Raw genomic sequence first — 12296 nt, 5'->3', positions numbered from 1 at the left:
GTCTATATCAAAGCAAATAAAGAAACAAGCGCAGAGAAGTGCGGCTGATTAAAAAACAACCTATAATAAGATACAACAGAAAACAATCAGACAGACGCAAAAAAATGCCAAAAGAGGCAGATAGCATAATTTATATTAAAATATTTTTGAAGAAAAAACTTAGAAGTAACAAGGAAGGATAAAAATATTACAGAAAAAAAATTGGGGCGACTGATGGGACTCGAACCCACGACAACCGAGATCACAACCCGGGGCTCTACCAACTGAGCTACAACCGCCATAACTATTACCTGAGAAGGTAAGATTTGCAGGCTAAATGGTGCGCCTGGCAGGATTCGAACCTGCGGCCACCTCCTTAGAAGGGAGATGCTCTATCCAGCTGAGCTACAGGCGCTCTTAGAGGACTTTTATACATCAAATTTAGTTTTAAATATAGCAGAAACTAAACCATTATACATAAAAAAAAGCCTGTAAGGCTCTTAAAAATAGATGGTCGGAGTGATAGGATTCGAACCTACGACCCTCTGGTCCCAAACCAGATGCGCTACCAAACTGCGCCACACTCCGAAGTTTTCTATTATCACGATAGGTTTGTTTATTAACTTGTTATTGGTAATACCGCTAACTTGTCAACGCTGCTCGCTATCGAGGTGCACATATTAAGGGGAAAAGATGATTGTGTCAACACCTATTTTGAATTAATTTAAAAAAAAGCTAAATTATTTCAAAAGTACTTATTGTGACACAGCGCTTATAAAACGCCTTCCCCTTTCAATAAGATTTAAGTCTTATCGAAGGCTGATTATACTCCGTTCCAATCTGGAATCAAGCCCTTATTTACCTTACCAGTGAGAACATTAAAAGGAACGAGCCATAACTGAGTAGAATCCTTATAAACATCAACGCCTTGACCATGAAGCGACCGTTGGCTGAGCGCGATAATTTGCCTATCGTCACCTTGCACAGGATAGACTAGCCAAACCTGTCTTGCTTGATACGCCTGTGCATAACTGGTCAATTGATAAGCATCACTGGCACTGATATCAGCTGCATGAGATAAAGCTTTCCACTTGATATCGATGACATGACTATAGCTACCTGAAACGCTAACCGTAGAGGTTTTTGCTGTATCATTCCGATCTTGATGAATATCTGTATCCATCGCTGGCTTATATATGAGCAAATCAGGACGTATAGACAAGCACGCCTGTCCTTCTAAATCACTGAGCCAGATACTTTGTGCTTGATATAGCGGCCTATAGTTCGAACTCATCTGACTGAACATTGAGGCGATACGCTGACTGGCCCATTGCTCAAAAGCTTGATTCATATCAATCAACAGGCATAAACGTGGTTGCGATAAATTTTGTTTAAATGCTTTATCTGGATCAATAATATAACCCGCAGTACTATTTGATTGTTGTAATAACCAATAAGCCAGATTCACCAATTGTTGAAGGGCTTGTAGTTTTTGTACCTGTAGCGGCAGAACGGCTAACTGCTGCTGAGCTTCATGGTATATAGCGTCTAGCCGCTGCAGTTCAGACTGGCTCAGTACAGGTACTGAGTGCCACGCCTGCAAAGATTTAGGCACCGTTGAGGTGCTGACTAGAGGAGTTAATAACACCAGTGCACTCTTAATCAACCGATTACTTTGCATGTCTTGACTCAGAATACTACTTTCACAGATGAACTTATGCGGATGCATGCTGTTTTGGCGTAGCTGCTCTCTGATAAGCAACCGCCCTTGTAACGATGCTTGATTATGGGTTTGCGACTGATAACGCTTGGTTGGTTGATGCAGTATCAATCGTTGCAAAAACTGCATACTGAGCCAATCTGATAGTGGCAATGTGGCTATCGGTAGTACGCTATACTGATTACTAACCTGACCTAAGTTCTTTGTGCTAGGTAGTTTATTAGCGATGCGGTCACTGCTATCAATCAAGTCTGATAACATCGCTTGTACCCATTGACGAGTTTGTACGAGACTACTGTTTTGAGTAGACTGGTTTAGCTTGGGTAATATTTCCAATATCATGCCACTAGGCAGAAGAATAACACCGATATAGTGCCCCACTTTTAGCTGCCACTGCCCTTGTTTACGTTTGATACTGAACACCGCAAACTCTTGTGTCATCAACCAATGAAAATCCGTTATCTGTAAAAAATCGGCTGTCGTTAGCCGTTGATGCTCAAACACAGTAATAACGTTAGTGTCAACTGAGCCAATGTCATTGACACCCTTGCTTGTACTACTCTGACTGCACTCACTACTATTTATCAATTTTTAATAACCCAATCAATATAGTCGCTGATAGGTAGTAGGTTTTGTAAACTCACCTGTCTTGGTGACGAGATCATCATTAATCTTATAACCACCTGTATTCATTGATTGTCCAAGCCATGAATTGTGCCCTGAGAATACCTGACCTTGTGCTGTTAGATTATTTTTAATATCTATCTGATGGTTTTCATCATTTGCTACCAGTGCTTGGCTGTCTTGAATAAATTGAGCACTCAATGGCTGCTGTTCATCTTTAAAAATATACTGTAACGCCGCCACTTGCCCTCCAGTGGCTTGAGCTAACTGTGGAATAATCTGCTCAACTAATGCACTTTGTAAGTGTTCAAGGCTAGTGACGGAACATAAAAAAGCATGACCCAGTTGCGCATCCACTCCTAACGTCTGAACAATACGATTGTTCAACCCTACTAATATTTTAGCCAAATCGATAACCTCGGCTTCACTGGCAGTCATTGAGTCTGTGTGTAATCTGATAGTCGATAAAATTTCAGGCTGCGGTGAACAATCAATAAAGCGAAAACGACGACGTAACGCCATATCTAGTGGAGCTAAGGAATGGTCTTGGGTATTCATGGTCGCATAAATATCGACATTGGCAGGCACACTAAAAGCGCGTCCCGAATACGCCAGATTAACTGTCATGGCATTTGCCATACCCGTACGTTTATTTGGTTCAATCAAGCTGAGTAGCTCACCAAAGACTCGTGAGACGTTAGCACGATTTATTTCATCGATCAGCATAGCATAGCGCTGTTTAGGATTATTTGCCGCACGCTGACATAACGTTAAAAATGCGCCATCTTGAATCGCATAACTCATCTGAGATGCACCGTTATTGACGTTATTTGATTGACTGCTGGCTGCCATCACAGGACGAATACCTTCGACAAATTCTTCATAACCATAAGCCTGGTGAAAACTTACCATACTAAACCGCTGCTGACTAAAAGCTTGATTTTGGCTGGTGTTATTGTCACGCTTTGCCTGCTGAAATTCTTCTAACTGCTGCGATAAACCCGTTAATAACGCCATGCTTTCTGGTAACAAATACCATGCACCACTATTATCTTTATCGAAGTAAGCTTGGCTCGCTCGATTTTTATAACTTACGGTGTTTGAGCTGCTGGGAGTATGCATTTGCAACACAGACCATGCGGTATTGCTTAAATTTTTCTCACGGGCGTTTTGCGAGGCTTTTGCGACAAAAAATTCATGACTGACAATTTCAGGTACCTTGACCAAATCTTGATGGTTAGATTGTAAGTCTAAAAATATCAGACAGACAACATCACGCCAGCTGAGTGCTTGCAACAACTGTTTCAGCAAATCTTCATCATTCGCTCTAGGCAGATAGTCGGTATACTGCTTGGCAATTTGTAACAGTCGATAGGTTTTACCTGTACCAGCAACCCCTGTATAAACAATATTGGTCGGCTTATGAATTGATGTATCAGGCATAGCTTTATCCAGCAGATGAGAAATACTTAAAAAAATAAAAAACGCTCGAAAGTGCTATTACTATAACGTTGCCCATCATAAAGCATCTAACAACATTACTGTCAACAATACAGCTTGTCACGAGGTTGTTTCTAGCATCTAAGACATGATGACGTTACTGTTGGTTTTTAAGCGCAGCAGTTCATTCTAATAATAGTCGAGCGACAATAGTTAATGTAACATAGTGGTTATAGCAGCTTTCATAATACTCAGTATTTTTCTGCTACGATAGCCAGATATCGGATATGACCTAAGACTCAAACCTCATTCAATCCATATAAGTTAAGGAATTTTGTATGTCAGGATTATTAAAAAAACTCCCTACCAAGCTGACCAGTAAATTACCAGCCAAAATGTCTGACAATACAAAATCGCCAGCCGAAAAACCCACCAGCACTCTCAAACCTATTAGTAACCAATTCACCAAACTGTTATCCGTGACGAAGTACTTACCCGCCAGCGCCCGATCGAGCATTTTATCAAAAGCCTTTGGTAAGGTAGTGCCGTATGTCGGCACAACGGGGGTCTATTACGAGACAGTCGACCCCAATCAGGTCGTTGTCAGTTTAAATAATACCAAGTCGGTGCAAAACCATATCGGCTCTATCCATGCCGTTGCGATTACCTTACTGGCCGAAACGGCCACAGGTTTTATTTTGGGTTTAAACTTACCCTCTGACCGTGTGCTATTAATTAAATCTTATTCAGTTAATTTTTATCGTCCGATCAAAAAAGGTCAAATTGCCGCAGTCGCAAGCTTATCTGATGAGCAGCGTTTGGATATCTTAAACACTCCAAAAGGTGAAATGATTATTCCTTGCGTGATTCATGACCGTGAGTCTGATAGTGAACGCGACCCAATCGTGGTTGAGATGACATGGGCTTGGATACCTAAATCTGAACTAGAAGCGCGCCGTAAAGGTAAAGAAAATGATAAAATCACAGAGGTTGATACTGACGCTGAAACCACCACAGAGCCCGAAAAAACAATAAATCAGCTATAAATGATGAGAGATAGTTCATGTCACTACAAGCAAATACGGTACCAGCTTACTTAGGGCGTACTCAACACGCCCTATCTAGAGTCAAAAAATTCTAAAATAGAGACAAGACTACTGACTATACTGTAGTACCTCTAAGGAAGGTAGTACAGTATTGCTTTGGTAGTTCGCTGGCTATAAATGGTTAAACTGGGTAAAGATTGTCAGTAAGCACGCATGAGTTTGTTATAATAACCTTTCATTTTGCGCACGTAACAAGGCTTGCCTTTGATGCTAGACGCTTTCTTATCTCATCGTCACCATAATAATCAAAAGCAACTGTCTATTACCAAATAACGACCTGCGTTGAATGACCTTTACAATTGACCTTACTCTTTGTTTGTTACTTTTGTTCGCCCGCTATTAGGATCATCCTTATGTCACAACAAGCCGTTTCTCCTACTACTAATCTTATTCCACTTTCACAAGATACTTTTACTGTAGGCACTCGTACATTCTCTTCTCGACTGCTGGTTGGTACAGGAAAGTATAAAGACATGACCGAAACTGGTGCTGCTATTGCCGCTTCAGAAGCCGAGATTGTCACGGTTGCTATTCGCCGAGTCAATATTGGACAAAATAGTAACGAACCTAACTTATTGGACGTCATCTCACCCGATAAATACACCATCCTTCCCAACACGGCTGGCTGTTTTGATGCTGAGACTGCTATTCGTACTTGTAAGCTAGCGCGCGAGCTATTAGGTGGCCATAACTTGGTTAAGCTTGAAGTTTTGGGCGATGAAAAAACTTTATATCCAAACGTAATGGAAACGTTGAAAGCTGCCAAAGTATTGATTGATGATGGTTTTGAAGTGATGGTCTATACTTCAGATGATCCTATCGTTGCACAAGAACTAGAAAGCATGGGCTGTGTCGCCATCATGCCACTTGGCAGCTTGATTGGTTCAGGTCTTGGTCTTCTCAATCGTCACACGCTCAGTTTAATCATTGAAAACGCTAAGGTTCCCGTACTGGTAGATGCCGGCGTTGGCACAGCCTCAGATGCTGCACTGGCGATGGAGCTTGGCTGTGATGGCGTACTCATGAACTCTGCGATTGCCAATGCTCAAAATCCAGTAATGATGGCGCATGCCATGAAACATGCTATGTGGGCAGGTCGCGAAGCATTTTTAGCAGGACGTATGCCTGTACGTAAAATGGCAACTGCTAGCTCACCACAAACTGGCTACTTTTTTCAGTAAGATTTTGACTTAGTGATACTGCATCACACTTAGTGTTTATTGAATATAATAGAAATTCAGCCACATAACAATAAGAAAAGTTGACGGTAGACTCACTTATATTGAGAGGTTATTTTAATAACCACCTAAAGCTCTTATTAGGCAGTCATATAGTTTCCATGCCATATAGTTTCAATGTCATGTGGTCCTAATAAAGACTAGATGATTGCTTCATAGGTGCTCATGATAGCTTCTCATTTAACATATCGTCATAAAAGGATTTATTATGCGACTTCTCACAGCAGTCGATCAGTTATTTTTGTTTCTTGAGTCGCGTAAACAACCCATGCATGTTGGTGGCTTATTTGTATTTGAAGTTCCAGATGCAGCAGATAGTGATTTTGTCTATCAATTAGTGAAGCAGATGCAGGATTCCTCTGTACCACCGACCTTTCCTTTTGATCAGGTTTTGGAGCATTTGGTATGTTGGAACAAAGACAAAAACTTTGATGTCGAGCATCATCTTCATCATGTCGCGCTACCAAAACCTGCACGGGTACGCGAACTGCTGATGTATGTGTCAAGAGAGCATGGACGTTTGCTTGATCGCGCCATGCCTTTATGGGAGTGCCATGTAATTGAAGGTATCAACCCAGAGAATGAGGGCGATCCAGAACGCTTTGCTTTATACTTTAAAATCCATCATTCCTTGGTCGATGGCGTGGCAGCCATGCGCCTTGTACAAAAATCTCTCTCGCAATCACCACTTGAGCCAGTGACACTACCAATCTGGTCTTTAATGGCACGTCATCGTAATCACGCAAACACAATATTACCCTCAAGAAGATCCATTAGACGTATCGTTAAAGAGCAAGTATCTACCATTAAACCTGTATTCACAGAACTGCTAGATAACTTCAAAAATTCTGGCGATGAGGGTTATGTCGGCACCTTTGATGCACCAATGAGTATTTTAAATAAGCGTATTTCAGCCTCACGGCGGATAGCAGCACAGTCTTATGACATACAGCGCTTTAATGATATTGCTCAAAGATTACAAATCAGTAAAAATGATGTGGTCTTAGCCGTTTGTGCTGGAGCACTGCGTCGATACTTGATATCGATGGATGCCTTACCAAGCAAGCCACTCATTGCTTTTGTACCGATGTCACTGCGTACGGACAACAGCATATCAGGCAATCAGGTGTCATTTGTATTGGCCAATTTAGGCACACATGTTGATGATCCATTGCGTAGGATAGAGCTGATTCATCGTAGTATGAACAATAGCAAACGTCGATTCCGCCGTATGAATCAAGCGCAAGTCATTAACTATAGTGTCATCGCCTATGCTTGGGAAGGTATTAATTTAGCCACTGGCCTATTTCCAAAAAAACAAGCCTTTAACCTCATTATTTCAAATGTTGCTGGTTCCAAGAAGCCTCTATATTGGAATGGTGCACGCCTACAATCATTGTATCCTGCTTCTATTGTGTTCAATGGGCAGGCCATGAATATCACTTTAGCCAGCTATTTGGATAAGATTGAGTTTGGTATTGCCGCTTGTAGCAAGGCATTGCCACATGTACAAGACATGCTCGATTTGATAGAAAAAGAATTAACGTTATTAGAAATAATAAGCAAAAAACTCGCAGTTCAAGGTATTACTGTTAAAGATAATAAAATAATAAAAAAGCTGGCTCCTTAACGGAACCAGCTTTTTATGTACAGGCTATAAAATACAAACTTTTAAACGCTACTAGCTCGCTATACTAAGACTTAGCAACACTAAGACTTCACGATGCTAAGGCCTAACGATATAGCGTCCTATACTGCGTCGCCCCATAGTGGCACAACCACTTGCATGAGCGGTTTCAATAGTTTGACATTACATGCAAATATCGAACCTGATGTCATCGAGTTATGCGCACCTGTATGATCGACCACCACACCACGTGCTTCAGTAACGATAAGCTCGCCAGCAGCGATATCCCACGGCTTAATAGACATCTCAAAATAACCGTCAAAACGACCAGCTGCTACATAGCATAAATCTAGTGCTGCTGACCCTAAACGACGAATTTGACCGCCCGCTTCAGAGACTTTCTGTAGGCTTTCAAAATGTTCTTTCGCATAAGAAACAACCTCACCATCGCGTTTACGCTCTAACGGATGACCCGTAGTAAATAAACCACCATCAATGGTTTTGCGTTCGCTCACTTGCATACGGCGATTGTTCAAACGTGCACCTTTACCACGGCTAGCAGAGAACATCTCATCACGGACGGGATCATAGACCACACCATGCTGAGTAACACCTTTATGCTGTACCGCAATAGATACACAGAACTGTGGCACGCCATGAACAAAGTTTTTGGTGCCATCTAGCGGATCAATGATCCAGCACCAGTCAGCATCTTCACCGATACCTTCTTGCATACCAAACTCTTCACCCAAAAATGAATGATTTGGATAGCTGGCCTTTAACGTCTCAATCGTCAGCTCTTCACTGAAACGATCAATACGCGTAACCAATCCGTCGAGCCCTTTCGACTCGATATCTAGCTCGATTTTGTGGCGGTTTTGATGCGCATATAAAATCTCTTTACCAACTTTTTCGGCAGTGCGTGCTGCGATGACGACCATGGGTTCCATAAATAACCTATTTGCTTGATGAATGAATATAAAAATAAGACTAACTTTGTGCCCACAACATGCCAATTAGACTAGCCGCATCACACCACATCTATGCGATTTAAAAAACGTGTCTTTTACAAATAAAAACTTATAAACGACAACCGCATTATACTAAAATTGTTCGATAAAAACGAAAAAACCATTACATTCGCCAAACCACCCTATATTTTGGTGGTCATCACAAACTGCGCAAGTTGTAAAAAAGTCAGCACCCACGGCTAAGTAGGCGATAGATCTAAGTGTAAGGCTTTTATTTATTAACTTCAGTATTCTGTTATCAACAAATAAAAGCTCAATACTATCAATTTAAAAAATCTAAAATCTTAAAAAATTTGGTATACATCAAAAAAAGGCATACGGCTTATAACAACAACTTCTTAAGTTGCGCAACTACACCTTGGACATCTAAACCACAGTCGGCCATTTGCTCCGCTTGTGAACCGTGGGCAATAAAGCGATCAGGAATACCAAGATTGCAAATAACTGAACGGTGGCGTTTAAAAGCAGCAGACTCATTGAGCAAATACTCATTGACCGCACTACCCGCGCCGCCCATCATCACATGCTCTTCTAAAGTAACGATGTGAGTAATGCCTTGTGCTAATAACGACTCTAACAATTTGGTATCTAGCGGCTTCACCCAACGCATATTGACCACATGTACCTGACAATTTAACGCGACATCATCAGTGATGATAACTTCTGCTGCCTGCTGAGCCGTAGCCACCATCGTACCGAACGCCAACAACGCGACTTTATTAGGTGCATCATCGCTACCCAATACAGATTCAACCATGGCTTTACCGATTTTATAGGTTTGTGCTGGCTGCTCAATAACAGCACCTGTTCCAACACCGCGTGGATACCGTACTGCCGTACATCCTTGATATTCATAGCAGGTATTGAGTAGATGATAACATTCGTTTTCATCTTTTGGTGCCGCAATCACCATATTTGGCACACAACGTAAAAAGCTAAAATCAAACACGCCAGCATGGGTGGCCCCATCTTCACCGACCAAACCTGCTCTATCAATCGCAAACATCACATCAAGATTTTGCAACGCAACATCATGAATCAGCTGATCATAACCTCGCTGCAAAAACGTAGAGTAAATCGCGACAATTGGCTTAACACCTTGCGTTGCCATACCAGCGGCTAGCGTGACAGCATGTTGCTCAGCGATGGCCACATCAAAAAAACGCTCTGGATAATGACGAGCAAACTCAATCATCCCCGAACCTTCTTCCATCGCAGGCGTGATGGCAAGCAGATTCTTGTCTTCGGCTGCTTTATCACATAAAAACTGTCCAAACACTTGCGAATACTTTAATGCAGGCTTATTTTCTACCGCTTTAGCCGTTTTAGCTTTCGCTTCGCTCTCTTCAACAGGTAGCTTACTGATAGCATGATAGCCGACCGGATCTAACTCAGCAGGCGCAAAACCTTTACCTTTCGTGGTATAAACATGAACTAAAACAGGACCTTTTAGCTGCTTAGCCAATGATAGTACCCGTAGCAGCTCAGGAATATTGTGACCATCAAACGGACCAAAGTAGGTAAAACCAATGGCTTTAAATAAATTATCTTCTACTTGCGGAACATCGCGCATCTCTTTGTGACGCTTTCGACGATCAAACCCTTGCATATCGGGACGATGACATAAGACAGGTTCACCGCTATCAGAGATATCAACCTGATAGCCGGACTCCCAAAGCATGGCTAAATGCCGCGAAAATCCGCCGATAGAACAGGATATAGACATATCATTATCATTAAGGATGACCAGTAGATCAGCATCTTGCTGTACCGCATCATTCATGGCTTCAAATGCCATACCACCTGTCATCGCACCATCGCCAATAATACAAGCAACTGTTTGCGATCGACCTTGATAACGCAGCGCTAGGCTCATTCCTAAACCCGCTGAGATAGAAGTAGATGAATGACCAACACCAAAGGTATCGTACACAGACTCCATACGCTCAGGAAAGGCAGTCAAACCATTTTTAGAGCGAATGCTTCCTAGCTGCTCACGACGACCAGTCAATACCTTATGAGCATACGCTTGGTGACCAACGTCCCAAACGATTTGATCTTCTGGAGCATCTAATAAATAATGTAGCGCAATGGTCAATTCAACCACGCCCAAATTGGCACCAAAATGCCCGCCACTCTGACCAGCTGAGTACAGCAAAAAAAGCCGTAATTCATCAGCTAAGGTAATAAGCTGAGCTGCAGTAAAGGATTTTAAATCAGAGGGTACATTAATACCATCTAATAACGGCGTATGCGGGCGCACACGCGGAATGACAGCATAAGTCTGCTGCAAAGTCGACAACTGGGCAGCAGACGTGGTGGCTGATTCAGATACGGACTGAGACTGTGGGGGGTGGGGTGACTGCTGCATAAACCGTACGATACCTACCAATCTGCTGACTAGACGTGCTTTAGAATATAAAGATAACTATAGCTAAGCGACGTCAATAATATCTACATCATTATTGATGTGACTGACCATATAATTATTCATGCTACGCCTACGCGCATATAGCTACGTGGCGTCTAAAAGCAAACACGCCGTCATAATAGACAGCGTTTTTATGCTAAGGGTGGATATTATGCCTTATTATTTTGCATCAATACCGAATGTTCGTGACGACATAGTAATGTAAGGGTAAAGACTTGTCACTGTATCCGTCAAAATAGTATGGCATAATAGCATTTTTTTTTAATGGTCGCTTTAATCATCGTGCATCGTCTGTGAACTTTGTGTGTTATTTATAATAAAGACAATCAGCACGCGTGCGTTACGAACAGGTTATACTGCTATTACAGACCTCACTGCCACAATTATCGGCTTATGCAGGACATTAATGTCATATCAATTTATTACTAGTGCCAAGCTACCAACTCGTCATGGCGAGTTTGATATTCATATATTTGAAAACGAAGACGGTCAAGAGCATGTGATGCTGACCGTTGGACTTCCTGTGGTTGCTCAAAACACAGAATTGAACAATACAGCAAACCCGAATGGTAAGATGGCAAATCAAAAACCTCATCTGCTTGAACAACAGACGCCATTGATTCGTATTCATTCTGAGTGCCTAACTGGTGACGCCTTTAGCTCACTGAAATGCGATTGCGGGCCACAGCTAAATACAGCAATGCAAGCCATACAAGAGGCAGGCTGCGGTGCTATATTATACCTGCGTCAAGAAGGTCGCGGTATTGGCCTGACCAATAAAATTCGTGCTTACGCCCTCCAAGACCAAGGGCATGATACCTTAGATGCCAATCTAATGTTAGGCTTGCCCGCAGATGCCCGCATTTATGACATGTGTGGACCGATGCTTGCTCATGTCGGTGTTGATACCGTTCGTCTTATCACCAACAATCCAAATAAGATTGCTTATCTCACTGAACACGGTATTGATGTCATTGAACGTGTACCATTACTGGTTGGAGTAAATGATATGAACGCTGAATATCTAGCGACCAAACGCGACCGTATGGGACACTTGCTAGATAAAGACCTCAATACTGCAATACACCTAAATAAATAGA

At 42.0% G+C, this 12296-nt stretch carries 8 protein-coding genes and 3 tRNA genes; 4 read left to right on the top strand and 7 right to left on the bottom strand.

Annotated features, from left to right (window positions below):
* Positions 1–202: 202 nt before the first annotated feature.
* The 5 genes from ACT3QP_RS01315 to ACT3QP_RS01295 all read right to left on the bottom strand — a co-directional run bounded on the left by ACT3QP_RS01315 (position 203) and on the right by ACT3QP_RS01295 (position 3766).
* Positions 203–278, bottom strand: a tRNA-His gene (locus ACT3QP_RS01315).
* Positions 279–317: 39 nt separating this feature from the next.
* A tRNA-Arg gene (locus ACT3QP_RS01310) sits at positions 318–394 on the bottom strand.
* A gap of 96 nt (positions 395–490) precedes the next feature.
* Positions 491–567: transfer RNA gene (locus ACT3QP_RS01305), tRNA-Pro, on the bottom strand.
* 235 nt (positions 568–802) lie between these two features.
* Complete coding sequence (locus ACT3QP_RS01300) at positions 803–2287, bottom strand: McrC family protein (protein WP_442439988.1); 1485 nt, start codon at positions 2285–2287, stop codon at positions 803–805.
* Between the two features lie 15 nt (positions 2288–2302).
* Positions 2303–3766, bottom strand: coding sequence for an McrB family protein (locus tag ACT3QP_RS01295; protein ID WP_442439987.1), 1464 nt, complete (start codon positions 3764–3766; stop codon positions 2303–2305).
* Positions 3767–4101: 335 nt separating this feature from the next.
* On the opposite strand from ACT3QP_RS01295, the gene ACT3QP_RS01290 reads away from it, so the two are divergent.
* From ACT3QP_RS01290 to ACT3QP_RS01280, 3 genes are all read left to right on the top strand, one after another.
* Entirely contained in the window at positions 4102–4809 is a 708-nt protein-coding gene (locus tag ACT3QP_RS01290; RefSeq protein ID WP_442439986.1) for a DUF4442 domain-containing protein, read from the top strand.
* Positions 4810–5222: 413 nt separating this feature from the next.
* Complete coding sequence (locus tag ACT3QP_RS01285; protein ID WP_442439985.1) at positions 5223–6050, top strand: thiazole synthase; 828 nt, start codon at positions 5223–5225, stop codon at positions 6048–6050.
* 265 nt (positions 6051–6315) lie between these two features.
* Positions 6316–7737 (top strand): WS/DGAT/MGAT family O-acyltransferase, encoded by a 1422-nt coding sequence (locus tag ACT3QP_RS01280; RefSeq protein ID WP_442439984.1) that lies wholly within the window; start codon positions 6316–6318, stop codon positions 7735–7737.
* 119 nt (positions 7738–7856) lie between these two features.
* Here ACT3QP_RS01280 and ACT3QP_RS01275 read toward each other — a convergent pair whose 3' ends face one another.
* Both ACT3QP_RS01275 and dxs read right to left on the bottom strand, forming a co-directional pair.
* Positions 7857–8684, bottom strand: a complete 828-nt coding sequence (locus tag ACT3QP_RS01275; protein ID WP_442439983.1) for an inositol monophosphatase family protein — start codon at positions 8682–8684, stop codon at positions 7857–7859.
* Positions 8685–9087: 403 nt separating this feature from the next.
* The gene (gene dxs, locus ACT3QP_RS01270) at positions 9088–11136 is read right to left on the bottom strand and encodes a 1-deoxy-D-xylulose-5-phosphate synthase (protein WP_442439982.1); all 2049 of its coding nucleotides are present in this window, start codon (positions 11134–11136) and stop codon (positions 9088–9090) included.
* A 466-nt stretch (positions 11137–11602) separates the two neighbouring features.
* Here dxs and ribA point away from each other — a divergent pair, with 466 nt between their 5' ends.
* Positions 11603–12295 (top strand): GTP cyclohydrolase II, encoded by a 693-nt coding sequence (gene ribA, locus ACT3QP_RS01265; protein ID WP_192518159.1) that lies wholly within the window; start codon positions 11603–11605, stop codon positions 12293–12295.
* The last annotated feature ends 1 nt before the right edge of the window (position 12296 follow it).

This window comes from Psychrobacter sp. AOP7-B1-24, assembly GCF_052376215.1.
GTDB lineage: Bacteria > Pseudomonadota > Gammaproteobacteria > Pseudomonadales > Moraxellaceae > Psychrobacter.
Note: the sequence above shows the minus strand (reverse complement) of the source record. Positions and strands in the feature narration are given on the sequence as shown.

Bases quoted from the DNA above. Each gene is read 5' to 3' on its own strand.
- ACT3QP_RS01295 (WP_442439987.1), bottom strand. From the start codon at position 3,766: ATGCCTGATACATCAATTCATAAGCCGACCAATATTGTTTATACAGGG.
- dxs (WP_442439982.1), bottom strand. From the start codon at position 11,136: ATGCAGCAGTCACCCCACCCCCCACAGTCTCAGTCCGTATCTGAATCA.
- ACT3QP_RS01290 (WP_442439986.1), top strand. From the start codon at position 4,102: ATGTCAGGATTATTAAAAAAACTCCCTACCAAGCTGACCAGTAAATTA.
- ACT3QP_RS01280 (WP_442439984.1), top strand. From the start codon at position 6,316: ATGCGACTTCTCACAGCAGTCGATCAGTTATTTTTGTTTCTTGAGTCG.
- ACT3QP_RS01275 (WP_442439983.1), bottom strand. From the start codon at position 8,684: ATGGAACCCATGGTCGTCATCGCAGCACGCACTGCCGAAAAAGTTGGT.
- ACT3QP_RS01285 (WP_442439985.1), top strand. From the start codon at position 5,223: ATGTCACAACAAGCCGTTTCTCCTACTACTAATCTTATTCCACTTTCA.
- ribA (WP_192518159.1), top strand. From the start codon at position 11,603: ATGTCATATCAATTTATTACTAGTGCCAAGCTACCAACTCGTCATGGC.